The 24,695-nt window shown below is 72.5% G+C and carries 25 protein-coding genes; 6 read left to right on the forward strand and 19 right to left on the reverse strand.

The window, feature by feature from the left end:
* Window positions 1-52: 52 nt before the first annotated feature.
* The 8 genes from ACFC1X_RS38030 to ACFC1X_RS38065 form a co-directional block, all read right to left on the reverse strand.
* A complete protein-coding gene (locus tag ACFC1X_RS38030) occupies window positions 53-847 on the reverse strand; it encodes a DUF3159 domain-containing protein (RefSeq protein ID WP_376363424.1) in 795 nt (264 codons plus the stop codon).
* Between the two features lie 3 nt (window positions 848-850).
* Complete coding sequence (locus ACFC1X_RS38035) at window positions 851-1,249, reverse strand: OB-fold nucleic acid binding domain-containing protein (RefSeq protein ID WP_376363427.1); 399 nt, start codon at window positions 1,247-1,249, stop codon at window positions 851-853.
* Window positions 1,250-1,310: 61 nt separating this feature from the next.
* Window positions 1,311-2,027 (reverse strand): response regulator, encoded by a 717-nt coding sequence (locus ACFC1X_RS38040; protein ID WP_234958513.1) that lies wholly within the window; start codon window positions 2,025-2,027, stop codon window positions 1,311-1,313.
* On the reverse strand, window positions 2,021-4,570 hold the full coding sequence (locus ACFC1X_RS38045) for an ATP-binding protein (protein ID WP_376363431.1): 2,550 nt from the start codon (window positions 4,568-4,570) through the stop codon (window positions 2,021-2,023). Before ACFC1X_RS38045 ends, ACFC1X_RS38040 begins: the two co-directional genes overlap by 7 nt.
* A gap of 120 nt (window positions 4,571-4,690) precedes the next feature.
* Window positions 4,691-5,386, reverse strand: coding sequence for an ABC transporter ATP-binding protein (locus ACFC1X_RS38050; RefSeq protein ID WP_376363434.1), 696 nt, complete (start codon window positions 5,384-5,386; stop codon window positions 4,691-4,693).
* A 167-nt stretch (window positions 5,387-5,553) separates the two neighbouring features.
* A complete protein-coding gene (locus tag ACFC1X_RS38055; RefSeq protein WP_376363437.1) occupies window positions 5,554-6,306 on the reverse strand; it encodes a DUF3710 domain-containing protein in 753 nt (250 codons plus the stop codon).
* Window position 6,307: 1 nt separating this feature from the next.
* The gene (gene dut / locus ACFC1X_RS38060; protein ID WP_122618455.1) at window positions 6,308-6,859 is read right to left on the reverse strand and encodes a dUTP diphosphatase; all 552 of its coding nucleotides are present in this window, start codon (window positions 6,857-6,859) and stop codon (window positions 6,308-6,310) included.
* Window positions 6,856-7,440, reverse strand: a complete 585-nt coding sequence (locus ACFC1X_RS38065) for a PaaI family thioesterase (RefSeq protein ID WP_064730235.1) — start codon at window positions 7,438-7,440, stop codon at window positions 6,856-6,858. The genes dut and ACFC1X_RS38065 overlap by 4 nt, the downstream gene beginning before the upstream one ends.
* Window positions 7,441-7,497: 57 nt before the next feature.
* On the opposite strand from ACFC1X_RS38065, the gene ACFC1X_RS38070 reads away from it, so the two are divergent.
* Window positions 7,498-7,959: a DUF3093 domain-containing protein gene (locus ACFC1X_RS38070; RefSeq protein ID WP_376363441.1), complete on the forward strand. Its 462-nt coding sequence runs from the start codon at window positions 7,498-7,500 to the stop codon at window positions 7,957-7,959.
* Window positions 7,960-7,992: 33 nt separating this feature from the next.
* On the opposite strand, the gene ACFC1X_RS38075 is transcribed toward ACFC1X_RS38070, so the two are convergent.
* From ACFC1X_RS38075 to ACFC1X_RS38090, 4 genes are all read right to left on the reverse strand, one after another.
* The gene (locus ACFC1X_RS38075) at window positions 7,993-8,922 is read right to left on the reverse strand and encodes a hypothetical protein (RefSeq protein ID WP_376363444.1); all 930 of its coding nucleotides are present in this window, start codon (window positions 8,920-8,922) and stop codon (window positions 7,993-7,995) included.
* Window positions 8,923-8,935: 13 nt separating this feature from the next.
* Window positions 8,936-9,232, reverse strand: a complete 297-nt coding sequence (locus ACFC1X_RS38080; protein WP_003993510.1) for a DUF4193 domain-containing protein — start codon at window positions 9,230-9,232, stop codon at window positions 8,936-8,938.
* Window positions 9,233-9,637: 405 nt separating this feature from the next.
* The gene (locus tag ACFC1X_RS38085) at window positions 9,638-10,882 is read right to left on the reverse strand and encodes a sensor histidine kinase (protein ID WP_376363447.1); all 1,245 of its coding nucleotides are present in this window, start codon (window positions 10,880-10,882) and stop codon (window positions 9,638-9,640) included.
* Between the two features lie 6 nt (window positions 10,883-10,888).
* On the reverse strand, window positions 10,889-11,542 hold the full coding sequence (locus tag ACFC1X_RS38090; protein WP_003993508.1) for a response regulator transcription factor: 654 nt from the start codon (window positions 11,540-11,542) through the stop codon (window positions 10,889-10,891).
* Window positions 11,543-11,957: 415 nt separating this feature from the next.
* On the opposite strand from ACFC1X_RS38090, the gene ACFC1X_RS38095 reads away from it, so the two are divergent.
* Complete coding sequence (locus tag ACFC1X_RS38095; RefSeq protein WP_376363451.1) at window positions 11,958-12,131, forward strand: hypothetical protein; 174 nt, start codon at window positions 11,958-11,960, stop codon at window positions 12,129-12,131.
* 491 nt (window positions 12,132-12,622) lie between these two features.
* On the opposite strand, the gene ACFC1X_RS38100 is transcribed toward ACFC1X_RS38095, so the two are convergent.
* Entirely contained in the window at window positions 12,623-13,441 is an 819-nt protein-coding gene (locus tag ACFC1X_RS38100; RefSeq protein WP_376363454.1) for an inositol monophosphatase family protein, read from the reverse strand.
* Window positions 13,442-13,449: 8 nt separating this feature from the next.
* Window positions 13,450-14,577, reverse strand: coding sequence for a ferrochelatase (locus tag ACFC1X_RS38105; protein WP_376363457.1), 1,128 nt, complete (start codon window positions 14,575-14,577; stop codon window positions 13,450-13,452).
* A 164-nt stretch (window positions 14,578-14,741) separates the two neighbouring features.
* Between ACFC1X_RS38105 and ACFC1X_RS38110 the strand changes: the two genes are divergently transcribed.
* Window positions 14,742-15,998: an MFS transporter gene (locus ACFC1X_RS38110; RefSeq protein ID WP_376363460.1), complete on the forward strand. Its 1,257-nt coding sequence runs from the start codon at window positions 14,742-14,744 to the stop codon at window positions 15,996-15,998.
* The gene (locus tag ACFC1X_RS38115; RefSeq protein ID WP_376363463.1) at window positions 15,940-17,277 is read left to right on the forward strand and encodes a D-arabinono-1,4-lactone oxidase; all 1,338 of its coding nucleotides are present in this window, start codon (window positions 15,940-15,942) and stop codon (window positions 17,275-17,277) included. The genes ACFC1X_RS38110 and ACFC1X_RS38115 overlap by 59 nt, the downstream gene beginning before the upstream one ends.
* Here the strand turns inward: ACFC1X_RS38115 and ACFC1X_RS38120 are convergent.
* Window positions 17,201-18,064 (reverse strand): hypothetical protein, encoded by an 864-nt coding sequence (locus ACFC1X_RS38120; RefSeq protein WP_376363466.1) that lies wholly within the window; start codon window positions 18,062-18,064, stop codon window positions 17,201-17,203. The two genes, ACFC1X_RS38115 and ACFC1X_RS38120, sit on opposite strands and share 77 nt — an antisense overlap.
* 472 nt (window positions 18,065-18,536) lie before the next feature.
* On the opposite strand from ACFC1X_RS38120, the gene sepH reads away from it, so the two are divergent.
* The gene (sepH, locus tag ACFC1X_RS38125; protein ID WP_376363469.1) at window positions 18,537-19,598 is read left to right on the forward strand and encodes a septation protein SepH; all 1,062 of its coding nucleotides are present in this window, start codon (window positions 18,537-18,539) and stop codon (window positions 19,596-19,598) included.
* 640 nt (window positions 19,599-20,238) lie between these two features.
* Here the strand turns inward: sepH and ACFC1X_RS38130 are convergent.
* Window positions 20,239-21,090, reverse strand: coding sequence for a sulfurtransferase (locus tag ACFC1X_RS38130; RefSeq protein ID WP_376363471.1), 852 nt, complete (start codon window positions 21,088-21,090; stop codon window positions 20,239-20,241).
* Between the two features lie 236 nt (window positions 21,091-21,326).
* On the opposite strand from ACFC1X_RS38130, the gene ACFC1X_RS38135 reads away from it, so the two are divergent.
* The gene (locus tag ACFC1X_RS38135) at window positions 21,327-22,166 is read left to right on the forward strand and encodes a VOC family protein (RefSeq protein WP_376363474.1); all 840 of its coding nucleotides are present in this window, start codon (window positions 21,327-21,329) and stop codon (window positions 22,164-22,166) included.
* Here the strand turns inward: ACFC1X_RS38135 and ACFC1X_RS38140 are convergent.
* Genes ACFC1X_RS38140 through ACFC1X_RS38150 form a run of 3 tightly spaced genes read right to left on the reverse strand, consistent with a single transcriptional unit; the run spans window position 22,155 to window position 24,643 of the window.
* Complete coding sequence (locus ACFC1X_RS38140; RefSeq protein WP_376363477.1) at window positions 22,155-22,805, reverse strand: thymidine kinase; 651 nt, start codon at window positions 22,803-22,805, stop codon at window positions 22,155-22,157. The genes ACFC1X_RS38135 and ACFC1X_RS38140 overlap by 12 nt on opposite strands.
* 48 nt (window positions 22,806-22,853) lie before the next feature.
* The gene (locus ACFC1X_RS38145; RefSeq protein WP_376363480.1) at window positions 22,854-24,047 is read right to left on the reverse strand and encodes an alkaline phosphatase family protein; all 1,194 of its coding nucleotides are present in this window, start codon (window positions 24,045-24,047) and stop codon (window positions 22,854-22,856) included.
* The gene (locus ACFC1X_RS38150) at window positions 24,047-24,643 is read right to left on the reverse strand and encodes a DUF5998 family protein (protein ID WP_376363483.1); all 597 of its coding nucleotides are present in this window, start codon (window positions 24,641-24,643) and stop codon (window positions 24,047-24,049) included. Before ACFC1X_RS38150 ends, ACFC1X_RS38145 begins: the two co-directional genes overlap by 1 nt.
* Window positions 24,644-24,695: the final 52 nt, after the last annotated feature.

Consider the following 24,695-nt stretch of genomic DNA (forward strand, 5'->3'; position numbering starts at 1 on the left):
CTCCGGGCGCCCCCACCGTCGTACCGCCACAGGTGTGGACGGCGCTGGACCGTCAGCTCTTGCGGTGTCTGCCGCCGTGCGTGTCGGCGGCGTCGCTCTCGGCGTCCGCGGGCTGCCACACGGCGGCCTTCTCGCGCTCCGCCCGCTCCTTCTCGGCCTTCTCCGCCTCCTCGGCCGCCTCCATCTCCGCGAAGACGTCGATCGGGGCCGGTGCCTTGGCCAGGAAGACCCAGGTCAGCCAGACGGCGAGCAGGAAGGGCGGGATCTTCAGGGTGACCAGGACCCAGCCGAGCTGCTCGGTGTCCGCCCACCAATACAGCGGGAAGAGGATCGCGCTCTTGCCGAGCAGGATCAGGCCCCAGGCGTAGCTGGCCTTGGTGTACGCCTTCTTGCGGCCCGGGTTGCGGGTGCGCCAGGAGAGGTTCTCCTTGAAGACCGGGCCGAGGATCAGGCCGATCAGCGGCACTCCGGCCAGCGAGGTGACGATGTACGCCGTGGCCAGGCCGAGGGTGTAGAGCATGCCCGGCAGATAGAAGTTCTTGGCGTTGTCGGTCATCATCGCGAAGACCACACCGAAGGCGACGCCGAAGACGCCGCTGAAGGCGTGCTTCACGGTGTCCTTCATCACCAGCCGCACCACGACCAGGATCAGCGACACGGCGAGCGCCGCGATCGCGGACATGTGCAGGTCGTTGTTGAGCGTGAAGATGGTGACGAAGAGCAGGCCCGGCAGCACCGTCTCGACCATGCCCCGCACGCCGCCGAACGCCTCGAACAGCGCGGCCTCGGTCACCGCCCGGGAGTCGTCCGCCTCTTTCTCTTCGGTCGGCTTGTCGAGCGACGTCACCGGCTACTCCCGTCCGAGGGGTCTCAGTTCGTATTTCGGGTTGAAGAGCACCCGGCGGCCCCGGCTCATCGAGATCCGGCCCGATGCGATGAGCTTGCGCCCCGGCTCTATGCCCACGATGGAGCGTCTGCCCAGCCACACCACGTCCAAGGCCGCGGAACCGTCGAACAGCTCGGCCTCCAGGGCCGGAACGCCCGCGCGCGGTCGCAGAGTGACCGTGCGCAAGGTACCAGTAACCGACACGACCTGCCGGTCCTGGCAGTCGCAGATGCGGGTGCAGCCGGCGGTGTCGGCGTCCTCGCGCAGTTCCTCCGACTCCAGGTCCTCCTGCGACGAGGAGAGCCGGTCGAACATGCGCCGGAACCGGCCCACCGGCTTGTCGGAACGCGGAGCAGCACTCATATGTGAAGCGTACCGGGGCCCGCCGACAGGCACGCACCCTCCGGGGAAGGGATGGCGAGGCTCACTTTTCGAAGCGGTAGCCCATGCCGGGCTCGGTGATGAAGTGCCGCGGGTGCGCGGGGTCCGCCTCCAGTTTGCGGCGCAGCTGGGCCATGTAGACCCGCAGGTAGTTGGTCTCCGTCCCGTACGACGGCCCCCACACCTCCTGGAGCAGCTGTTTCTGGCTGACCAGGCGCCCCGTGTTGCGCACCAGTACCTCCAGCAGGTGCCACTCGGTGGGCGTCAGGCGTACGTCCCTCCCGTCCCGGTGGACCTTCTTCGCGGCCAGGTCGACGCTGAACCGTTCGGTCTCCACGATCACGTCGTCCCCGTCGCCGGGGACCGGTTCGGCGCGGCGTACGGCGGCCCGCAGCCGGGCCAGCAGCTCGTCCATGCCGAAGGGCTTGGTGACGTAGTCGTCGGCGCCGGCGTCCAGCGCCTCGACCTTCTCGTCGGAGGAGTGGCGGGCGGACAGCACCAGGATCGGCACCCGGGTCCAGCCGCGCAGGCCCTTGATCACCTCGACGCCGTCCATGTCGGGCAGGCCCAGGTCGAGGACGACCACGTCGGGGTGGCGGGCGGCGGCCAGCTGGAGGGCGCCCGCCCCGTCGTGGGCGGCGTCGACCTCGTAGTGGCGCGCCTTGAGGTTGATGACGAGGGCCCGCACGATCTGCGGTTCGTCGTCGATCACGAGCACCCTCGTGGGGGTCTGGGGGTCTCCCCCAGTCGGGTTCAGCATCGGGCGGCCTGCCTTTCTGCCGGCGCGCGGTGGGGGGTCGCTGCGGGTGATCCCGCCGCGCGGAGGGTGAGAACCATGGTGAGGCCGCCGCCGGGGGTGTCCTCCGCGTTCAGGGTGCCGCCCATCGCCTCGGCGAAGCCCCTGGCCACGGCCAGCCCGAGCCCGACACCCGCTCCGCGCGGGGCGTCGCCGTAGCGCTGGAAGGGCTCGAAGATGCGGTCCTTCGCCTCGTCCGGCACCCCGGGTCCCCGGTCGACGATCCTTATCTCGACGCGGTCCGCGAGGGCACTGGCGGTGACCAGGACGCCCCGGTCGTCCGGGCTGTACTTGACGGCGTTCTCCACCAGGTTGGCCAGCGCGCGCTCCAGGAGCCCGGCGTCCACGGCGACCATGGGCAGCGTCTCCGGGATGTCCAGCTCCGCGCTCCCCTCGGGCACCCCGCCGAGCGCCATCGGCGCCACCTCGTCCACGTCGATCTCGCGGATCAGCGGGGTGACCGTGCCGGTCTGGAGGCGGGACATGTCGAGCAGGTTGCCGACGAGGTGGTCGAGGCGGTCGGCGCCCGCCTCGATGCCCTCGAGCAGCTCCGCCTGATCCTCCTCGGACCAGGCGACGTCGTCGGACCTGAGGCTGGTGACCGCGGCCTTGATCCCGGCCAGCGGGGTGCGCAGGTCGTGGCTGACGGCGGCGAGCAGCGCGGTGCGGATGCGGTTGCCCTCGGCCAGCGCCCTGGACCGGTCGGCCTCCTCGCGCAGCCGGCGCCGGTCCAGGACGACGGCGGCCTGGGAGGCGAAGGCGGCCAGCACCCGGCGGTCCTCGGCGGGCAGCACGCGGCCGGTCAGCGCGAGGGCCATGTGGTCCCCGACCGGCATGTCCACGTCCGCGTCCTCCGGTCGCTCCACCGGGGGCCCGGACCCGGCACGCCCGGCGCAGGTCCAGGGCGCCACGTCGCTCTCCCGCTCCAGCAGCGCGGCCGACTCCATGCCGAAGGTCTCACGCACCCGTTCGAGGAGCGTCTCCAGGCTGGTCTCGCCGCGCAGGACGTCGCCGGCCAGGAAGGAGAGGATCTCGGACTCGGCACGCAGCCGGGCGGCCTGGTGGGTGCGGCGGGCCGCGAGGTCGACGACCGAGGCCACGGAGAGCGCGACGCCGACGAATATGGCGAGCGCAAGGATGTTCCTGGGGTCGGCGATGGTGATCCGGTTGACCGGGGGTGTGAAGAACCAGTTCAGCAGCACCGAGCCGACCGCGGCCGAGGCGAGCGCCGGGTACAGCCCGCCGAGCAGCGCGGCGGCCACCGTCAGCGCGAGGTAGAGCAGGACGTCGTTGGCGAGCCCGAGGGGCACGGCGCTGAGCAGCAGGGTCAGCAGCACCGGCCCGCCCAGGCCGGTGAACCAGCCCCAGACGATCCGGGAGCGGCCCAGGCGCGCGCCCCTGGCCACCGGGAGTCCGCGGCCCTTGGCGACCTCCTCGTGGGTCACGATGTGGACGTCCAGGTCGGGGCCGGACTCGCGGGCGACCGTGGCGCCGACGCCGGGGCCGAAGACGTACTGCCACGTCTTGCGGCGCGAGGAGCCGAGGACGATCTGGGTGGCGTTGACGCCGCGCGCGAAGTCGAGGAGGGCGGCGGGTATGTCGTCGCCCAGGACGTGGTGGAAGGTGCCGCCGAGGTCCTCGACGAGGGTGCGCTGGAGGGCCAGCTCCTTCGGGGACGCCGAGGTCAGCCCGTCGCTGCGGGCTATGTACACGGCCAGCACCTCGCCGCCGGCGCCCTTCTCGGCGAGGCGCGCGGCCCGCCGTATCAGCGTGCGGCCCTCGGGACCGCCGGTCAGGCCGACCACGATGCGCTCGCGCGAACCCCAGATCTTCGAGACGCGGTGCTCGCTGCGGTACTGCTGGAGGTACTCGTCGGCCCGGTCGGCCACCCAGAGCAGGGCCAGTTCCCGCAGGGCGGTGAGGTTGCCGGGGCGGAAGTAGTTGGACAGGGCCGCGTCGACCTTGTCGGGCTGGTAGATGTTGCCGTGCGCCATGCGCCGGCGCAGCGCCTGGGGCGACATGTCGACCAGCTCGGTCTGGTCCGCGCGCCGCACCACCTCGTCCGGCACGGTCTCCCGCTGCCGTACGCCGGTGATCGACTCCACGACGTCGCCGAGTGACTCCAGGTGCTGGATGTTGACGGTCGAGACCACGTCGATCCCGGCGGCCAGCAGTTCCTCGACGTCCTGCCAGCGCTTGGCGTTGCGCACGCCGGGGACATTGGTGTGCGCCAGTTCGTCCACGAGGGCGACCTGCGGCTTCCGGGCCAGTACGGCGTCCAGGTCCAGCTCCGTGAAGGTGCCGCCGCGGTACTCCAGCTCCCGGCGCGGCACCTGCTCCAGGCCGCGCAGCATCACCTCGGTGCGGGCCCGGCCGTGGTGCTCGACGAAGGCGACCACGCAGTCCGTGCCCCGCTCGACGCGGCGGTGCGCCTCGGCGAGCATCGCGTACGTCTTTCCGACGCCCGGAGCCGCGCCGAGGTAGATCCGAAGCTTGCCGCGTCCCATGGCCTCATTGTCTTCCGGTCACCGCTGATTGCGCAGCGTCGACCTTACGGCCCACAAACGCGACATAACGGGGCGGGGTGCGGTTGCGGGCCGTCTTTGACGGAACCCTGACGCCCGGCGTCACCGCCCGACGATCTCCCCGTCCCGCAGTTCGAGCACCCGGTCGGCGAGGTCGAGGAGGGTGGCGTCGTGGGTGGCGACCAGGGCGGTGACCCCTTCGCTGCGTACGACGGCCCGCAGCAGCTCCATCACGGCGTGCCCCGTCTCGGCGTCCAACTGGCCGGTGGGCTCGTCGGCGATCAGCAGCGCGGGGTTGTTGGCGAGGGCGCGGGCGATGGCCACCCGCTGCTGCTGCCCGCCGGACAGCTCGCCGGGCCGCTGGGCCGCGTGGTCGGCGAGGCCCACCAGGGAGAGCAGCAGCCCGACGCGCTCCTCGCGCTCGCGGGGCGCGGCCCGGCGCAGCCGCATCGGCACGCCCACGTTCTCGGCGGCGGTGAGGATGGGGATGAGCCCGAAGGACTGGAAGACGAAGCCGACGCGGTCCCGGCGCAGGGCGAGCAGCCCCTCCTCGTCCAGGTCCGCCAGGTCACGGCCGTCCACCTCGATCCGTCCGGCGTCCGGTACGTCGAGTCCGCCGACGATGTTGAGCAGGGTGGTCTTGCCCGACCCCGACCGCCCCTTGAGGGCGACCAACTCGCCCCGCGGCACCTCGAAGGAGACGCCGCGCAGGGCGTGCACGACGGCGGTCCCCTGGGCGTACGACTTGCGCACGTCCTCGACCCGCACCATGGTCTCGGTGACCACCACCTGGCTCATGAGCCCCTCCCCCGCCGGACGACCGGGCGCCAGTATCGCCAGCGGAGGCCGCCGGATTCAACGGCCCGGCGCCACCGTCCCGCCGGGCCCGCGGCGCGAAGGGCCGCATCCCCCTGGGGACGCGGCCCTGATGGCGCGCGTACGGAAGAACCGCACGAAGTTTTTACCTAGCGGACCTCGGTGATCTCCGGTCCACGCTGGAGCTGGCCCATGCCTCCGGAGAAGCGGGAGCCCTCTTCCTGCTGGACACCCTCGGGGACCATCTGCGCGTCGTCCGGCAGCTTGAGGACGATCGGGTCACGGGGGGCCATGGGGCCCTCACCGCGGACGACGACCGTGTCCCGGAAGATCTGCTCCAGCAGACCCGCGGCCTGCGGCTGCACCGCGCCCTGACCCGAGATCACGCCCCGCAGGAACCAGCGGGGGCCGTCCACGCCGACGAACCGCACGACCTGGAAGCCGCCCGTGCCGTCCGGCAGCTGCACCGGCACCTGGGCCCGCAGCTCCCAGCCCAGCGGACCCTCGACCTCGTCGATGATGCCGCCCTGCTGGGTGATGCCGGAGCCGATCTCCTCGCGCACCTCGCCCCAGATGCCCTCGCGCTTGGGCGCGGCGAATCCCTGGAGCTGGATGGCGCTGTCGCGCAGCACGACGGTCGCGGCGACGATCGCGTCTCCGGCGACCTCCACCCGCAGTTCCATGCCCTCGACCCCGGGGATGAACATGCCGCCCAGGTCCACGCGCCCCTCGGCGGGGTCGCGGACCTCGGTGCTGTCCCAGGGTCCGTCGGGCCGGGGCTCGGGGTCGAGCCGCACGCGCTCGCGCTCTTCGTCCGCCTCGGTGTCGACGCTGTCGACGACCTGCTCGGTCTCGCCGGCCGCGTCCTCGGCGGCATCCCTCTTCTTGCGACGTCCGAACACGTCACTGTCCTTCCCGGTCGGATACGACCGAAGCGTATCGATTCCCACCCGTCGGGCCGCCCTCGGCGACCTGACCGCTTGTGCCGCTTGCACGGTCCGTCCCGGCGTGGCCGCCGGTGGACCCGAAGCCCCCCTCGGCCCGCGCCGAGCCGGGAAGCTCCGCGACCTGCCGGAAGCGGACCTTCTCGACCTGCTGGACGACCAGTTGGGCAATCCGGTCGAAGCGCTCGAACCGCACCGTCTCGCGCGGGTCGAGATTCACCACGATCACCTTGATCTCCCCACGGTACCCGGCATCAATCGTCCCCGGGGCATTCACGAGGGCGACACCGCAGCGCGCGGCCAGTCCGGAACGTGGGTGCACGAACCCCGCGTACCCCTCCGGGAGCGACACAGACACGCCGGTGGGCAGTACGGCGCGCTCACCGGGGGCCAGCGCGCAGTCGACGGTGGTGCGCAGGTCGGCGCCCGCGTCACCGGGCTGCGCGTACGTCGGCAGCGGTACGTCGGGGTCGACGCGGCGGATCAGCACCTCGAGCTCGGCGCGGGTCACGGGTTCACCTCGAAGGCACGGGTGCGGCGGATCTGGTCGGGGTCGTCCATGGCCGCGCGGATCTCCTCCTCGCGGCCGTGGTTCACGAAGTGGTCGACCTTGACCTCGATGAACAGGGCGTCGGCGCGGACGGCCACGGGCCCGTCCGGCCCGCCGATCCGGCCGGTGGCGGTGGAGTAGATCTTCCGGCCGGCCACCGCGGTCACCTCGGCCTCCAGGTACAGCGTGGTGTCCACGGGCACCGGCCGCCGGAAGTCGGTCTCCAGCCGTCCGGTCACCGCGATCGTCCGCAGCAGCCAGTTCAGCGAGCCCAGGGTCTCGTCCAGGGCGGTGGCGAGCACGCCGCCGTGCGCCAGACCGGGCGCGCCCTGGTGGGCGGGCCGGACCAGGAACTCGGCGGTGATCGACACGCCCTCGCCGGCCCGCGCCTGGAGGTGCAGTCCGTGGGGCTGGTCGCCGCCGCAGCCGAAGCACTGGCCGTAGTGGGCGCCGAGCAGCTCGCCGGGGGCGGGCGCGTCGGGGTGCCGTACGGGTTTCACGGCGTCGGCGGGAGGCTGAAGTCCTGGGGAAGTACCACTCACAGGCGCAGACCTTACCCGCGCGTCGGCCGAACACCGCCACCGTGCCAAGCTTGGTGCATGCAGCCCTCCCCCGCCCCGTACGAAGAACGCCTCACCGCGCCCCGCTCCTGGTGGCTGGTCTCCTTCCTGGTGGGGCTCGCGTTCGCGCTGATCCTGCTGCCCTTCGGCACGCTGCCGATGCTGGGCGGCCTGGTGGGCGGCACCGCGGTGGCGGCGGTGGCGGCCAGTTCGTACGGCGCGGTCCGCATCCGTGTCGTGGGCGACTCGTTGATCGCGGGCGAGGCGCGGGTGCCGGTCTCGGCGCTGGGCGAGGCGGAGGTCCTCGATCCGGAGGAGGCCCGCGCCTGGCGCACGTACAAGGCCGACACCCGGGCGTTCCTGCTGCTGCGCGCCTACATTCCGAGGGCCGTGCGCGTGGTGGTCACGGACCCGCAGGACCCGACTCCGTACCTGTACCTGTCGACGCGCGAGCCGGAGCGGCTGATCGAGGCCCTCACGGCGGCGAAGGCGGCCGCGTAGCCGGACCGCACGCGCGCGGGGGCGCGCGCGTGGTCAGTGGTCCGGCCGGTCGCCGGGTCCGGGCCCTCTGCCCAGCTCGCCCATCTCGAGGGCGTCCTTGGGCCGTTCCAGGGCCGGGAGGTCGCCGAGGGCGCTCCACGGGACCTGGCGCTTGCGCAGGTCGCCCCGGATCTTGTCGGCGAGCTTTCTGGTGTCACGCCGGTTCATGACGGCCCCTACGGCCGCTCCCACCATGAAGGGCATCAGGTTCGGCAGGTTGCGCACCATCCGCTTCATGATCTGCTGGCGCAGCTGGCGCTTCATGTGGCTGTTCATCGCCGAGCCGAGGGTCGACGGTTTGGACACGTCGACGCCGCGTTCGTCCGACCAGGAGTTCAGGTACGCGGTGCTGCGCTGCCCGAGTCCGCCGGGCGGACGTACGCCGTAGACCTCGTGGAGTTCGGCGATCATCTTGAGCTCGATCGCCGCCACGCCGGTGACCTCGGCGGCCAGTTCGGTGGGCATCGCGGGCGGTACGGGCATCATCGCGGCCGCGCCGATCCCGGCTCCCACGGTCGCGGTGCCCTTGGCGGCGCCGGCCACGAGGCGGTCGGCGAGCTCTTCGGGGCCGAGGCCAGGGAACTGCCTGCGCAGCGTCGCCAGGTCCCGTACGGGCACGCGCGGGGCCAGATCGATGATCCGGTCGGCGAGGTGCCCCAGGGCGGCTCTGGCACGGGTGCCGCCATTGCGGACGCTCTGTCCGGCCTTTTCCCGGAACGCCGCTGCCCGGCGCCGGGCAGCGGGCGCCGGGGTGTTCGTGGTCGCCGGGAGGTCACTCCGGCCGGCCACTGCTTCGAGCGAGGCCGTACCGGAGTCGGTCGTGCCTCGCTCGTCGTCACGCGCGCTGTACGGACCGTCGGACGGTCCTTGGTCCGCTCCCCGCTTGGAGAAGCGGCGCTTCCAGGGAGGGGTCGAGCCGGTCACGGCCGACCCCGCCTCAGTCGCAGTCGCGGCAGATGGGCTGGCCGTTCTTCTCCCGGGCCAGCTGGCTGCGGTGGTGCACCAGGAAGCAGCTCATGCAGGTGAACTCGTCCTGCTGCTTCGGCAGTACACGGACCGCCAGCTCCTCGTTCGAGAGGTCGGCGCCGGGAAGTTCGAGGCCTTCCGCGGCCTCGAACTCGTCGACGTCGACGGCCGAGGCGGACTTGTCGTTCCGCCTCGCCTTCAACTCTTCGAGGCTGTCCGAGTCGACGTCGTCGTCGGTCTTGCGTGGAGTGTCGTAATCGGTTGCCATGGTCGCTCTCCCCCTCTGGGTGTCTGCGGTGTCTCCAGCGCACGTAACGCGTGAGAGGCCGGACTTGTGCCCGACCTGAGGCGGAGATTTTGCCTCACATCAAGGTCTGTTACTCAATCGACACCCAACCGGACCCCTCATGAGTGATCGGCTTGGATGGCGATGGGGACCGTACACGGTCCTAATACCGCACTTCAAAGGCGTCTCACCGTGTACTTCCCGTGATCAAGACCCCTGAAAACCGGGATTTTCCCGGCTTTCCGACAGGGTGCATGATCACGGAGAGTAGATGGCGCGAAAGCCGCTGCTGTGATCGATCACACACGCGACTCCAGGGCCGTTGGCCTGGAAATTCCGCTCAAAGCGAACATCCTCGGGTCTCGGTGAGATGTCGGGGTCATGATCTCAGACGGGCAGCGTGACGCGCATGACGAGTCCCCCGCCTTCGCGCGGCTGCGCGTAGATGTGCCCGCCGTGCGCCCGGGCCACGGACCGCGCGATGGAGAGCCCGAGCCCCACGCCCTTGTCGCTGCCCGTCCGCTCGGTGCGCAGCCGCCGGAACGGCTCGAAGAGGTTGTCGACCTCGTACGCCGGTACGACCGGGCCCGTGTTGGTGACCACCAGGACCGCCTGGCCGTTCTCCACAGAGGTGGTGACCTCGACCCAGCCGTCCTCGGGCACGTTGTAGCGCACGGCGTTCTGGACGAGGTTCAGGGCGATGCGCTCCAGCAGGACGCCGTTGCCCTGGACCACCGCGGCCTCGCGGGCGCCGCGGACCTCCACGCCCTTGCTCTCCGCCTCGGCGTGCACCTGGTCGATGGCCTGGCCGGCCACCTCGGCGAGGTCCACCGGTTTGCGCTCGACGATCTGGTTGTCGCTGCGGGCGAGGAGCAGCAGGCCCTCGACGAGTTGCTCGCTGCGTTCGTTGGTGGCCAGCAGCGTCTTGCCGAGCTGCTGGAGCTCCACCGGGGCGTTCGGATCGGACAGGTGCACTTCCAGGAGGGTGCGGTTGATCGCCAGGGGCGTGCGCAGCTCGTGGGAGGCGTTGCCGACGAAGCGCTGCTGGGCGGTGAACGCCCGCTGCAGCCGCTCCAGCATGTCGTCGAAGGTGTCGGCCAGCTCCTTCAGCTCGTCGTCCGGTCCGTCCAGCTCGATCCGGCGGGAGAGGTCGGAGCCCGCCACCGCGCGGGCGGTGCGGGTGATCCGGCCCAGCGGCGACAGGACGCGCCCGGCCATGGCGTAGCCGAAGGCGAAGGCGATCACGGCGAGGCCGAGGAGCGCCAGCAGCGAACGGCTGAGCAGGTTGTCCAGGGCGACCTTGCGCTGGTGGTCTATGCAGTCGCTGATCGCGGCGTTGAACGCGGACAGCGACAGGTTGCCGTTGTCCACGACCGGACAGTCGCTGCTGGAGACCCTGAGGTCGGTGAAGTCGACGATCTTGTACAGCGGTTCGTTGCCGGTGCGCACCGCCTGGGCGGCGAGCAGATAGATGATCGACAGCAGCAGGATGCCGGCGATCAGGAACATGCCGCCGTACAGCAGCGTGAGCCGTATCCGGATGGTGGGGCGCAGCCACGGCAGGGGGGTGGCCGAGCGCGGGTCCCACGTGGGCTTGGGCGGCGCCCCGGGGGGCGCGGGTGTGGTCGCCACGGCCGATCAGATCCGGTAGCCGGAGCCGGGGACGGTGACGATGACGGGCGGCTCGCCCAGCTTGCGGCGCAGGGTCATGACGGTCACGCGCACGACGTTGGTGAACGGGTCGGTGTTCTCGTCCCAGGCCTTCTCCAGGAGCTGCTCCGCGGAGACCACGGCGCCCTCGCTGCGCATGAGCACCTCCAGCACGGCGAACTCCTTGGGGGCGAGCTGGACCTCCTTGCCGTCGCGGAAGACCTCTCGGCGGTTCGGGTCCAGCTTGATCCCGGCGCGCTCCAGGACGGGCGGCAGGGGCACGCTGGTGCGGCGGCCCAGGGCGCGCACCCGGGCGATCAGCTCGCTGAAGGCGAAGGGCTTGGGCAGGTAGTCGTCGGCGCCGATCTCCAGGCCCTCGACGCGGTCGCTGACGTCGCCGGAGGCCGTGAGCATCAGCACGCGCGTGGGCATGCCCAGCTCGACGATCTTGCGGCACACGTCGTCGCCGTGCACGAGGGGGAGGTCGCGGTCGAGGACGACCACGTCGTAGTCGTTGACGCCGATGCGCTCCAGGGCGGCCGCACCGTCGTACACGACGTCGACGGCCATGGCCTCCCGGCGCAGTCCGGTGGCCACCGCATCGGCGAGCAGTTGCTCGTCCTCGACGACGAGTACGCGCACGTCGCTTGTCCTTCCTGTGTCCACCCGCGTAGCGCTGGTCGGCGCACGAGGGCAGGGGCCTGGTGGGTGTGTTGCCTCCATCCTGCCCTTTTCGGCCATAAGTCGGCTGTAAGGCGGGAGACGGGGCGGCGACGCGGAAAGTCCCGGAGGCGGGAATGCGGGATTTTCTCGCGCGGTTGAGGTTTCCGCGAAGAGGAGCGGGGGGAGGACGGCTTTACACCCCGCGATCACGCTCTGCCTGTACCGCGTTACCGCGCGGTACGCCGCGGTCCGCTTCCGCAGAGCGGGCGTGGGTGTCCGGCACCGTCGCCGCCCAGCAGGGCAGCGCTGGGCACTCCACCGGAGACGTGATCGCCCCTTCCGAACGGCACACCCCCGTGCCAAAGACCCACGACCCAGGACGAGGGGGCGCAGCATGGACGCTTTCACCGCAGGACTTCTGCAGCGCATACAGACGACCGAGTCCGACCTGTCCCGGGCCCGAGACGAGGGCGACGAGTTCCTTGTCGACGTGGAACTGGGAGAGCTCGACGACCTGCGCCGCCTCGCCGCCGAGCACGGCGTGGAGGTAGGGGCGACCAACGCCTGACCGACCCACGAATGACGAAGCCCCGGCGATCCAGCGCCGGGGTTTCGTCGTACGCGGCTGCGCTGCCGCACGGGGAAGCGGCGGCGGTTTCGTGGCGCGCGGATGCGCTGCCGCCCGGAGAGGCAGCGGGGCCGGCCCGGCGCGCGCGGGCCACGGACTAAAGCCGAGGCCCGCGACGCCGACGGCTGGCCTGCCACGCCCCGGCGTCGGCGAGGACCTGGGCAAGTCTGCCCGCCGAGGACCCGCTCGGCGGGGCCGGCGGAGCCACCGCGCCACTCGGCCCCGGGGCCGGGTGGTGGAGCGCTTGGCGGGCGACCGCCGTCGCGGACATCTTCGCTTTCCCCACCGGGGTGTCGCCCGGTGCCCTGCCGGGCCACGGGGGGGGGCCACCCGCGCACCGCGCAGGAGCCATGGCCCCGGCCGGGGCCTGCCCCGCCGCGTCGATCGGCCCGGGGGACCGACCGCCACCCCCCTGATCCACCGCCGGAGGCCTACGCTCCGAAGTCTGTCAGCAGGTGCTGGAGGGGTTCGAAGATGGATGGGGTGGCCGCGATGGTCAGGGTGCCGGAGGGGCGCTCACCGGGGCGTCCGCCGGTCACCGCGCCCGCCTCACGGGCGATCAGGTCGCCCGCCGCGAGGTCCCAGGGGTGCAGCCCGCGTTCGTAGTAGCCGTCGAGGCGTCCCGCGGCCACGTCGCACAGGTCGATCGCGGCCGAGCCACCGCGCCGGATGTCGCGCACCAGCGGGATGAGCCGCCGCGCGATCTCGGCCTGCTCCGCGCGGACGTCGGCGACGTAGTTGAAGCCGGTGGAGACCAGCGCCTGGTCCAGCGGGGCCGCGGGCCGGCAGGCGAGCGCGCGCTCGCCCTCCCAGGCCCCGGTCGCCCACGCTCCGCCGCCCAGCACCGCGTGGTAGGCCTCGCCCCGCATCGGGGCCACGACCGCCGCCGCCACCCGCTCGCCGTCCTGCTCGGCGGCGATGGAGACCGCCCAGGTGGGCAGCCCGTACAGGTAGTTGACCGTGCCGTCGAGCGGGTCGATGACCCAGCGGACGCCGCTCGTGCCCTCGGCGGCGGCGCCCTCCTCGCCGAGGAAGCCGTCCTCGGGACGGCGCTCGGCGATCAGGCCGGTGATCAGCTTCTCCGCCGCGATGTCCATCTCGGTGACCACGTCGATCGGGCTGGACTTGGTGGCGGCGACCGCGAGGTCGGCCGGACGGCCGTCGCGCAGCAGCGCGCCCGCGCGGTGGGCGGCCTCCCGGGCGATCGTCAGCAGCTCGGCGTGGAGCGGGTCGGTCGTCAGGTCGGTCACGGGCTTCCTCACGCGTAGGGGCTGTCGGCGCCCGCCGCGGCGGGCCGGGGGGCACGGGCGGGGCAGCAGCCGACCGGGCACAGGTGGTGGCTCGCGCCGAGCGCGCCGAGGGCACACGGCGCGACGTCCTGGCCGCGCTCGTCGGCGGCCCGCTCCAGGACGAGGTCGCGGACCGCCGCCGCGAACCGCGGGTCGGCACCGACGGTCGCCGAGCGGCGCACCGGCAGCCCCAGTTCCCCGGCCTTGGCGGTGGCCTCGGTGTCGAGGTCGTACAGGACCTCCATGTGGTCGGAGACGAACCCGATGGGGGCCATCACCACGGCGGGCGCACCGGCCGCGCGGCGCTCCTCCAGGTGGTCGCAGATGTCGGGCTCCAGCCACGGGATGTGCGGGGCGCCGGAGCGCGACTGGTAGACGAGCTGCCAGGGGTGGTCGACGCCGGTGCGCTCGCGGACGGCGTCGGCGATCACCTGCGCGACGTCGAGGTGCTGGCGGACGTAGGCCCCGCCGTCACCGTGTGCCTCGACGGGACCGGAGGTGTCCGCGGCCGAGGTGGGGATCGAGTGGGTCGAGAACGCGATGTGCGCGCCGTCGCGGACCTCCTCGGGCAGCTCGGCGAGGGACCGGACCACCCCGTCGGCCATGGGCTCCACGAACCCCGGGTGGTTGAAGTAGTGCCGGAGCTTGTCGACCCGGGGCGGCTCCAGCCCCTCGGACTCCAGGGCGGCCAGCGCGTCCGCCAGGTTCTCGCGGTACTGGCGGCAGCCCGAGTACGAGGCGTAGGCGCTGGTCGCGAGGACCAGGACCCGGCGGCGGCCGTCGCGGACCATCTCGCGCAGGGTGTCCGTCAGGTACGGCGCCCAGTTCCGGTTGCCCCAGTAGACCGGCAGGTCCAGGCCGTGCTCGGCGAAGTCCTTGCGGAGGGCGTCCAGCAGGGCGCGGTTCTGGTCGTTGATCGGGCTGACACCGCCGAAGAGGAAGTAGTGCTGCCCGACCTCCTTGAGGCGTTCCTTCGGGATGCCCCGCCCGCGCGTCACGTTCTCCAGGAAGGGGACCACGTCGTGCGGGCCCTCCGGGCCGCCGAACGAGAGCAGGAGCAGGGCGTCGTACGGACTGACATCGAGCACGTCTGGCATGTCTCGATCCTGCCACCAGCCACTGACAGCGAGGAAACGGCGGGGTACCGACCGTGCGTTTCACCAGGTCCGCGGGGGTGTTTCCGGGCGTTCCGGCGAGTAATCTGTATCGACTGTGTTCGCACCTTACTGAGCGTGTTACCGAGCCTTTTCCGGAGACCTCGTTGGCCAGCCCCTACCGCGCCCTGTTCGCCGCCCCCGGCAGCAAGGGCTTCTCCGCCGCGGGCTTCCTCGGCCGGATGCCGCTGTCGATGATGGGCATCGGCGTGGTGACCATGATCTCGCAGCTCACCGGGCGGTACGGACTGGCCGGGGCGCTGTCGGCCACCATCGCGCTCGCCGCCGCCGTGGCGGGGCCGCAGGTCTCCCGTCTGGTGGACCGGTACGGGCAGCGGCGGGTGCTGCGCCCGGCGACCCTGGTGTCGCTGACCGCGGCGGCGGTGCTGCTGCCGGCCGCGCACTACGGGTGGCCGGACTGGGTACTGTTCGTGGCCTGCGTCGGCATCGGCTGCGTGCCGAGCCTCGGCGCGATGGTCCGGGCCCGCTGGGCCGCCCTGTACCGGGGCACCCCGCAGCTGCACACCGCGTACTCCTTCGAGTCCGTGGTGGACGAGATCTGCTTCATCTTCGGGCCGATCATCTCCATCGGCCTGTCCACGGCGTGGTTCCCGGAGGCCGGGCCGCTGCTCGCCGCCTGCTTCCTGGCGACGGGCGTCTTCTGGCTGACCGCGCAGCGCGCCACCGAGCCGGCACCGCACCCCCGCGAGCACAAGGGCGGCGGCACCGCGCTGCGCTCGCCCGGGCTCCAGGTCCTGGTCGGCACGTTCGCGGCCACGGGAACGATCTTCGGGGCCATCGACGTCGTCACCGTGGCGTTCGCCGAGGAGGAGGGGCACAAGGCCGCCGCCAGCCTCGTCCTCGCCCTGTACGCGGCGGGATCGTGCACGGCGGCCATGATCTTCGGCCTGCTGCGCTTCGCCGGTCCGCCCGAGCGCCGCTGGCTGCTGGGCGTGTGCGCGATGGCCGTGAGTATGATCCCCCTGCTACTGGTCGGAAACCTGCTGTTTCTGGCCGCGGCGCTGTTCGTTGCGGGTCTGTCCATCGCTCCGACGATGATCACGACGATGTCCCTCATCGAAGAGCACGTACCACGCGCGCAGCTCACCGAGGGCATGACCTGGGTGAGCACCGGACTCGCGGTCGGGGTCGCGCTCGGCTCCTCCGGCGGCGGCTGGGTGATCGACGCCTCCGGGGCGCGTGCGGGGTACTGGGTTCCGGCGGTGGCCGGGGCCGTCGCGGTCGCGGTCGGTTTCCTCGGGTACCGCCGGCTCAAGCGGCCGGATCCGCGTCGGGGAGGCACCGTTGAGCAGCACACGCACGGCGAGCGGCAGGACGAACGGCCGGAACGGCACATGGCGTAACTGGGGCGGCAACGTCTCCGCCCGCCCCGCGCGGGAGGTCACTCCCGCCTCCGTCGAGGAGCTGGCCGACGCGGTCCGCGCGGCGGCCGGTGAGGGACTGCGGGTCAAGGCGGTCGGCACCGGGCACTCCTTCACCTCCATAGCGGCGACCGACGGCCTGTTGATCCGCCCTCAACTGTTGACGGGCATCCGCGACATCGACCGTGCCGCCATGACGGTCACGGTCGAGGCCGGCACTCCGCTCAAGCGGCTCAACCTGGCCCTCGCGCGTGAGGGGCTGTCGCTGACCAACATGGGCGACATCGTGGAGCAGACCGTCTCCGGGGCCACCAGTACCGGCACCCACGGCACGGGCCGCGAGTCGGCCTCGATCGCCGCCCAGATCCGGGGGCTGGAAATGGTCACCGCGGACGGCTCGGTGCTGACCTGTTCCGAGCGGGAGAACCCCGACGTGTTCGCCGCCGCCCGGATCGGCCTGGGCGCGCTGGGCGTCGTCACCGCCCTCACCTTCGCCGTGGAGCCGCTCTTCCTGCTCACCGCGCGTGAGGAACCGATGCCCTTCGAGCGGGTCCTCGCCGACTTCGACGAACTGTGGACCGAGAACGAGCACTTCGAGTTCTATTGGTTCCCGCACACCGGCAACACCAACACCAAGCGCAACAACCGCAGCGCCGGCCCGGAGCAGCCGGTGGGCCGGCTCCAGGGCTGGTTCGAGGACGAGTTCCTGTCCAACGGCGCCTTCCAGGCCGCCAACTGGGTCGGCCGCGCCGCCCCCGGCGCCATCCCGGCGATCGCCCGGTTCTCCAGCAAGGCGCTCTCCGCGCGGACGTACACGGACGCCCCGCACAAGGTCTTCACCTCGCCGCGCCGGGTGCGGTTCGTGGAGATGGAGTACGCCGTTCCGCGCGAGGCGGTCGTCGAGACGCTGCGCGAACTCAAGGCGATGGTCGACCGGTCACGGCTCAGGATCAGCTTCCCGGTCGAGGTGCGCACGGCCCCGGCCGACGACATCACGCTGTCCACCGCCTCGGGCCGCGACAGCGCGTACATCGCCGTGCACATGTTCCGGGGCACGCCCTACCAGGCGTACTTCACCGCCGCCGAGCGCATCTTCACGGCGCACGAGGGGCGGCCGCACTGGGGCAAGGTGCACACCCGGGACGCCGAGTACCTCTCCCGGGTCTACCCGCGCTTCGGCGAGTTCACTGCGCTGCGGGACCGCCTTGACCCTGGCCGTCTGTTCCTGAACGACTACTTGCGCCGGGTGCTGGGGCCGTAGCCGAGTCGTCGGGGGCCGGGCTCCCGGAGTCGCCGGAGCCCTCGTCCCCGGTGGCGTCCGGGGTGGGCGTCGGGCTGGTCGCCGTACCGCCGTCCTGCCCGGCGTCGCCGCCCGAGGAGGTGTCGTCGCCGGTTCCGCTCGGGGTGCCGGACGGGGTGGCGGCCGGGGTGTCGCCGCCCGAGCCGTCGTCGCCGGAGTTCCCGGAACCGCCCGGGTCGCCCTTGCCGTTCTCGGAGTTCCCGGAGTCGCCCGAGTCGTCGGGATCGCCGGACTCACCGGAGTTTCCCGAATCCGAAGCGGACTTGTTGTGGCCGGAGAGGGCGTTGCCGACGGTGGTGCGGTGGCCGCCGCTCAGGTTCTCGCCGGAGGCGACCTCGTACGTGGTGATCCCGGCCATGGCGACCCCGAAGACGAGGGCGGCCGCGAGCACCGGGCGCTTCCAGCCCGTGGTCCGCGCGCGGTAGACGGTGCCCTTGGAGAACTCGCCCGGAGCCGGTGCCGCTCCGTGTCCCGCCCCCTGGGCGACGGCGGCCGTGCGCTTCACCCGGAGCTGTTCCCCGGTGCGTTTGAAGAAGTGCTGGAGGACCGAGCCCCCGCACGTGGCGACCACACTGATCACACCGGCGCCCAGGATCGTGCCGTAGACGCCGAACGAGGAGGCGAGCTTGGCGGCCACCACCGCGGCCAGCGCGCTGCCCGCGACCTGGGCCACGCTCAGGTCGATCCGCCTGGTTTCCCCCTCCGTACGCACGTCCGCCTCCCCGGCGCCATCGGACTTTTCACGCATCCTCTGACCTTGCCTGCCTTTCCCCTACGGGACCGATCAACTGCACGAGAAAGGGACGTGCGGCCGAAACCATTAGTTCCGTTTCTGGTGATTGCGTGAAGTACGCCACGTCCAAGATCGCGGAAATCGCGGCGGGGGCGGCCAAGTGCCCCCTCTTGCCAGAAGTTGGGCGGCGTGCCAATCCACGCACGTGGCCCGAATGGAGTACTGTTGCGAGCCCTGGGTCCGGTCTCCCGACAGGGGGTTCGGAGCCTTGAAGGACCGCCGGGAGGGGGCTAGTTGCACAGGGTGACGGAGTTGGTCACTTAGCGTTGCGAACAGGTAACCGTGCCATAACGGCGATCCAGGGCCCGCGCCCGACACGCCGGGCAACTCGGCAAGGTTGTGGCAGGCTGCACCCGGGCAGGCCACACTCGACAGAGCGGAAGCAGCGACGCACGTGACGTCGGCAGGCACCACCCGGGAGGTCCCCATGCCCGAACTGCGTGTCGTGGCCGTCTCGAATGACGGCACACGGCTGGTGCTGAAGGCTGCGGACAGCACGGAGTACACGCTTCCGATCGACGAACGACTCCGGGTCGCCGTGCGCGGCGACCGTCCCCGCCTCGGCCAGATCGAGATCGAGGTGGAGAGTCATCTCCGCCCCCGCGACATCCAGGCGCGTATACGTGCCGGCGCGACCGCGGAAGAGGTCGCCCAGATGGCCGGCATCCCCGTCGACCGCGTACGGCGCTTCGAGGGTCCCGTGCTGGCCGAGCGCGCCTTCATGGCGGAGCGGGCCCGCAAGACCCCCGTCCGCCGCCCCGGCGAGAACTCCGGGCCGCCCCTCGGCGAGGCGGTCCAGGAGCGGCTGCTGCTGCGCGGCGCCGACAAGGACACCGTCCAGTGGGACTCCTGGCGCCGCGACGACGGCACCTGGGAAGTGCTCCTGGTCTACGTGGTCGCCGGCGAACCGCACTCGGCGAGCTGGACGTACGACCCGCCCCGGCGGCTCGTCCAGGCCGTCGACTCGGAGGCACGCGCGCTGATCGGCGAGTCCGACGACCTCGCCGCAGCCGAGCCCAGCTTCCCGTTCGTGCCGCGCATCGCCCGGCTGCCGCGCGACCGGCCGCTGGACCGTTCCCTCGACCGGGAGCAGCGGGAGCGGCCGAGCCTGCCCCCGCCGCCGTCCGAGCCTGCCGAGGAGACCACGGCCACCGCCTCCGCCGAACGCGAACGGGACTCGCTCACCAGCCTCCTGGAGGCCGTACCGAGCTTCCGGGGCGACCTGGTGGTGCCCGAGCGCGCCCCGGAACCGGTGGTGGAGGAACCGGCCGAGGAGCCCGAGGTGGAGGAGCCCCCGGCGCCCGCCGCGTCGGCCGGTTCCGCCTACGCCGACGTGCTGATGCCGCGCTCGGTGGCCAGCCACCGCGACCGCCTCACCGGCTCCACCGACCGCCAGGCGGAGGCCGACGGCGTCCGCCCTGGCCGCCGCGCGGCGGTGCCGAGCTGGGACGAGATCGTCTTCGGCACCCGCCGCAAGAAGCAGGACTAGGGCCTGTCCGGCGGATCAGGGCGCAGGAAAGCCGCAGTGCCTCATTGGTGCCGGTGAGCGGGGTCTGGTGCGTCCAGCTGCAAGGCGGAGGAGGGCGACAGGGCGGAGCCCTGGCAACCGACGACAACGCCGCTGGGGGTACCTCCCACGCCTTTAAGGCAGTGGGGGAGGGCGTGCCAGACCCCGCGTCTGCGGCATGATCCGCCGGACAGGCCCTAGGCACCCTCACGTCCGGGACCGGGGCCGTGCCCACGCGGGTGCGGCCCCGGTGCCGTGCGCGGGCCCCCTTGTGCTGTTCGGTCCCGGGGCCGACCGGTCTGCCGTCGGGTGCGCCCTGTCCGCGTCGCCCGCCGCCACCAGGCGGTGGCCCCGCCACCGGCGGTCGCGCCGGTCGCCGCGGTGTCACCCGGCCCGGCCTCGGCCGGCCCGGAGACCCGGAGGTCGGCTGCCCCGCCCAGGGCCCGGGCGCGGATACGGGCCATCAGCCGCGCCTGCGTCCGCCGGCCCCGGCCGCGCGCGCGTGCGCCGTCCGTCCGCTCCAGTCGCCGCCGACAGCCGTCACCGGCGCCCCGGAGCCCGACGTCCGCCCCCGCTCCGAGGCCCGGCGACCAGGCCCCGCCCTGTACGCCCCTCGGCGCCCCTACTGCGGGTCCGGTCCCACCGCGACCGGTCGGGACGAGTCCGAGGACCACTCCGACCACGACCCCACGTACAGCGCCGCCGGGATGCCCGCCACCGCCAGGGCGAGCACCTCGTGGGCGCCCGACACGCCCGAGCCGCAGTAGACGCCGACCTCGTCGCCCTCCGTGGCGCCGAGTGTCTTGAAACGCGCCCGGAGTTCCCCGGCGGGCAGAAAGCGGCCGTCCGCCGCCACGTTGTCCGTCGTCGGTGCGGACACTGCACCCGGGATGTGGCCGCCGACGGGATCGATCGGCTCGACCTCGCCCCGGTAACGCTCCCCCGCGCGGGCGTCGAACAGCACCCCGGAGCGGGCCAGCGCGGCGGCACCGTCCGCGTCCAGCAGCCCCGACGCGCCCGGCGACGGGGCGAAGTCGCCCTCCTCGGGGGCCGGGACGTCCGTCGACAGCGGTGCCTCCCAGGCCGGCAACCCGCCGTCGAGAACCCGCACGTTCGGGTGACCCGTCCACTGCAGGAGCCACCACGCGCGGGCCGCCGCCCACCCCTGTCCGCCGTCGTAGGCGACGACCGGCCGGCCCGACGACACGCCCGCCCGGCGCATCGCCGCGCCGAACTCGGCCACGTCCGGCAGGGGGTGACGGCCGCGCCCGCCGGCCGCGGAGGCGAGTTCCCGGTCCAGGTCGACGTAGACGGCGCCGGGAAGATGCCCGGCCGCGTACTCGGCCCGGCCGTCGAAGGGCGCGGCGCCCGCCGCCCTGGCCGTGCTCAACTGCCAGCGGACGTCGAGCAGGACGGGCGGGTTGGCGCCCGCCAGCTCCTTCTGGAGTTCGGATGCGGAGATGATGGCGTTCATGGCCCCATCCTGGCGTACCGAGTGGCCGAGGCGCCGATGTCGGGCTACTCTGCCCGCCGGACAGTACCGATCACGAGGCGTGCGGGTTCGGGCACATGCTGTACCACCCGGGCAGCCGGGCCGCCCCGCGAGCGCACCCGAGGCGCACGGCGCCGGGACCGATGCCGGCATCGGCGCGGGGTCCGTCGGAGCGGAAGCGGACGCACGGCCCGCGGAGGGCCGAGAAGAGAGTGACGATGACGGACGCACGGGGGTCGGCCGGCCGGAACGGCGAGACGAACGCCCGGCGCACACCCGGCGCACCCTGCTGGGTGAGTCTGATGGTGCACGGACCGGCCGCGACCCATGACTTCTACGGGGGCCTGTTCGGCTGGGAGTTCCGGCCCGGACCCCAGCAACTGGGCCCCTACGCGCGGGCCCTGCTCGACGGGTACGAGGTGGCGGGAATCGGCCAACTGCCGCCGGACCGCCAGCTCCCCATCGCGTGGACGCCCTACTTCGCCTCCGAGGACGTGAACCGTACGGCCGAGACGGTGCGCCTGTGCGGTGGCACGGTCGGCGTCGGCCCGCTGGACGCGGGCGAGGCCGGCCGGCTGGCCATCGCCTCGGACCCTTCGGGCGCCGTCTTCGGCGTCTGGCAGGCTGCGGAGCACCTCGGCACCGCCGTCACGGGCGTGCCCGGCACCCCGGCGTGGAACGAACTGATCACGTTTGAGACGGCGAACGTCGCCAAGTTCTACGAGACGGTGTTCGGCTTCGAGCCGGCGCCGGCGGTCCCGGCCGGCTTCGACCATGTGACCCTGCGCCTCGACGGCCGCCCGGTCGCCGGCATCCACGGTCTGGGCAACGCGCTCCCCCGGGAACGGGGGCCGCACTGGCTGACGTACTTCGAGGTGGCCGACGCGGACGCGGCCCTGGAGCGGCTCGTCGGGCTCGGCGGGCATGTGGTCGAGCCGGTCCAGGACTCGCCGCAGGGCCGGACGGCCATGGTCGCGGATCCGGAGGGGGCGCGGTTCTCGCTGCTCCAGAACCGGAAGGGCGGGGCGCCGAGCCCCACGGGTCCCTCAGGCGGGTGACACCGGCAGCACGTCCGGCGACAGGGCCGCCGCGCAGGCCGTCGCCGCGGTCGTACGGCGTCGGTGGTGGCGTCGGCACAGCACCTCGTAGCCGATTTCGTCGGGGGACTGGGCGACGTCGCCGACGACCACCTGGGCGCCCTCGACGACCATGACGCCGCCCACGGTCCGGGCGTTGTGCGTGGCGCGGGCGCCGCACCAGCACAGGGCCTCGACCTGGAGCACCTCGACCCGGTCGGCGAGTTCGACCAGGCGCTGGGAGCCGGGGAAGAGCTTGGAGCGGAAGTCGGTGGTGATGCCGAAGGCGTACACGTCGATGTCGAGATCGTCGACCACGCGCGCGAGCTGGTCGATCTGGTCCGGCGCGAGGAACTGCGCCTCGTCCGCGATCACGTAGTCCACGCGCCCGCCCTGCGAGAGGTGGTCGACGACGTGGGCGTACAGGTCCTGTCCGTCCTTGACCTCCGCCGCGTCGGTGACCAGGCCGAGGCGCGAGGAGAGCTTGCCCTCGCCCGCGCGGTCGTCGCGGGTGAATATCATCCCGGCGAGTCCGCGCGCCGAGCGGTTGTGCTCGATCTGGAGAGCCAGTGTCGACTTCCCGCAGTCCATCGTTCCGGAGAAGAACACCAGCTCGGGCATGAGGGGTTGGGCACCTTTCGGCAACGGGGTCGGGTGTGCGGCAGGGCGTCAGGAGCGTACTTCGAGCAGGGGGACGAGCTGCTCGGCAGGGGTCATCGAACCGTGGTTGCCGACCATCGCCGACTCCTTCGGCTCGCGCTCGGAGGCGATGAGCAGGACGTCGTCGCGCGCGGCGGCGACCACGTCGCCGATGCGGTCGTACACCCGGTCGTCGATCCGGGGGCCGAACCAGCCCGCCTCGATCGCCTCGTCCCGGGACGCCACCCAGAACTGCTCGCCGAGCACCTCGCGCCAGCAGGTCAGCACGTCGTTGCGGGCACCCGGGACGGCGTACACGTGCCGGGCGCGGCCCTCGCCGCCGAGGAGGGCGACGCCCGCCTTCAGCTCCCAGTCCTCGTCGAAGTCGATGCGGTGGTCCTCGTCGAAGGGCACGTCGACCATGCCGTGGTCGGCGGTGACGTAGAGGGCGCTGCGCGGCGGCAGCTGCTCGGCGAGGCGCTGGACGAGCCGGTCGACGTGCCCGAGCTGGCCGCGCCAGGTGTCGGAGTCGACGCCGAAGCGGTGTCCGGCGCCGTCGACCTCGGCGTAGTACGTGTACACGAGGGCGCGGTCGGCGCCGGCCAGCTGCTCGGCGGCGCAGTCCATCCGGTCCTCGCCGGAGAGCTGTCCGAGGAAGGTGCCGCCGCTGAGCGCGACCTTGGTCAGCGGGGTGTTCGCGAAGGTCGGGGAGGAGACCTGCGCCGCGTGCACGCCCGCCTGCTGGGCGAGTTGGAAGACGGTGGGGTACGGCTGCCAGGGGCCCGGCGCGGTCCACGGCTGCCAGCGCAGCTGGTTCATCAGGGCGCCGGTGGCCGGGTCGCGCACGGTGTATCCGGGCAGGCCGTGGGCGCCCGGCGGCAGGCCGGTGCCGACGGAGGCGAGGGAGGTCGCCGTGGTCGCCGGGTAGCCGGCGGTGATCGGACGCCCGGTGCCGCCGCGCGAGGTGCCGAGGAGCGAGCACAGGAAGGGGGCCTCGTCCGGGTGGGCCCGCAGCTGCTCCCAGCCGAGGCCGTCGATCAGGAAGACGCAGTTCCGGTCGGCCGGGGTCAGTTCGGTGATGCCCGCGGTCATGCCGGGGACGCCGAGTCCCGCGGCCAGGGTGGGCAGCAGGTCGGCGAGCGAGCCCCTGCCGTACTCGGGGACGGGGGCGGAGTCGACGGGGAGCGGTTCCGGGTCGGTGTCCCAGGCGGTGGACTGCACCATCAGCGGCCGGTCTCCGCGGTCGCCTCGGAGAGGGCCTGCGCGAAGGTGAGCGCCTGGCGGACCGTCTCGGGGCCGTCCCCGGCCTCGCTGACGCGCAGGCTGAGGTCGTCGGCCGTCGAGCTACCCGTGTAGCCGTGGTCGGCCTCGCAGTTGGGGTCGCCGCAGGCGGCCGGCTCCAGGTCGAGTCTGGAGACGGCGCCCCAGCCGATGGTGAGCACGATCTCGCGGGGCAGGGTGCCCGGCTTGTACTGCTCCGGGTTGGCGACCACGCGGCTGACGACGATGGACGAGATCCGGCCGAGCTTGACGGACTCCGTGGACGTCGTGGCGTACGGCGTCGGGGAGGTGTCGTCGGCGGCCTGCTCGTCGGTGTGGCTGACGATGAAGCGGTTGCCGGTGAGCACGAGCACGGTCACGTGCCGGCGCACCTCGTTCTGGTCGAACGTCGTCTCCTGGTGGACCAGGTACGACCGCACGGGCTCGCCGCCCACGGCGGCCTCCACCGCGTCGGCCACGAGGGCCGGGTAGTAGCCGCTGCGCTCGATCGCCGCTCGCAGCCCCTGGGTCGTCGTACTGGTCTTGGCCATGCCCTCCATCCTAAGGGGGCCCACTGACTGTGCGGCACGCTCCCGCGGGACCCGGTCCGGG

The sequence above is a fragment of the Streptomyces sp. NPDC056128 genome (assembly GCF_042263835.1).
Lineage (GTDB): Bacteria > Actinomycetota > Actinomycetes > Streptomycetales > Streptomycetaceae > Streptomyces.

What these genes read in the sequence shown, in the direction of transcription:
- ACFC1X_RS38135 (WP_376363474.1), top strand. Translation starts at nt 21,327, where the DNA reads ATGACGGACGCACGGGGGTCGGCCGGCCGGAACGGCGAGACGAACGCC.
- ACFC1X_RS38070 (WP_376363441.1), top strand. Translation starts at nt 7,498, where the DNA reads ATGCAGCCCTCCCCCGCCCCGTACGAAGAACGCCTCACCGCGCCCCGC.
- ACFC1X_RS38050 (WP_376363434.1), bottom strand. Translation starts at nt 5,386, where the DNA reads ATGAGCCAGGTGGTGGTCACCGAGACCATGGTGCGGGTCGAGGACGTG.
- ACFC1X_RS38095 (WP_376363451.1), top strand. Translation starts at nt 11,958, where the DNA reads ATGGACGCTTTCACCGCAGGACTTCTGCAGCGCATACAGACGACCGAG.
- sepH (WP_376363469.1), top strand. Translation starts at nt 18,537, where the DNA reads ATGCCCGAACTGCGTGTCGTGGCCGTCTCGAATGACGGCACACGGCTG.
- ACFC1X_RS38040 (WP_234958513.1), bottom strand. Translation starts at nt 2,027, where the DNA reads ATGCTGAACCCGACTGGGGGAGACCCCCAGACCCCCACGAGGGTGCTC.
- ACFC1X_RS38035 (WP_376363427.1), bottom strand. Translation starts at nt 1,249, where the DNA reads ATGAGTGCTGCTCCGCGTTCCGACAAGCCGGTGGGCCGGTTCCGGCGC.
- ACFC1X_RS38105 (WP_376363457.1), bottom strand. Translation starts at nt 14,577, where the DNA reads ATGCCAGACGTGCTCGATGTCAGTCCGTACGACGCCCTGCTCCTGCTC.
- ACFC1X_RS38080 (WP_003993510.1), bottom strand. Translation starts at nt 9,232, where the DNA reads ATGGCAACCGATTACGACACTCCACGCAAGACCGACGACGACGTCGAC.
- ACFC1X_RS38145 (WP_376363480.1), bottom strand. Translation starts at nt 24,047, where the DNA reads ATGGTGCAGTCCACCGCCTGGGACACCGACCCGGAACCGCTCCCCGTC.
- ACFC1X_RS38140 (WP_376363477.1), bottom strand. Translation starts at nt 22,805, where the DNA reads ATGCCCGAGCTGGTGTTCTTCTCCGGAACGATGGACTGCGGGAAGTCG.
- ACFC1X_RS38045 (WP_376363431.1), bottom strand. Translation starts at nt 4,570, where the DNA reads ATGGGACGCGGCAAGCTTCGGATCTACCTCGGCGCGGCTCCGGGCGTC.
- ACFC1X_RS38150 (WP_376363483.1), bottom strand. Translation starts at nt 24,643, where the DNA reads ATGGAGGGCATGGCCAAGACCAGTACGACGACCCAGGGGCTGCGAGCG.
- ACFC1X_RS38130 (WP_376363471.1), bottom strand. Translation starts at nt 21,090, where the DNA reads ATGAACGCCATCATCTCCGCATCCGAACTCCAGAAGGAGCTGGCGGGC.
- ACFC1X_RS38120 (WP_376363466.1), bottom strand. Translation starts at nt 18,064, where the DNA reads ATGCGTGAAAAGTCCGATGGCGCCGGGGAGGCGGACGTGCGTACGGAG.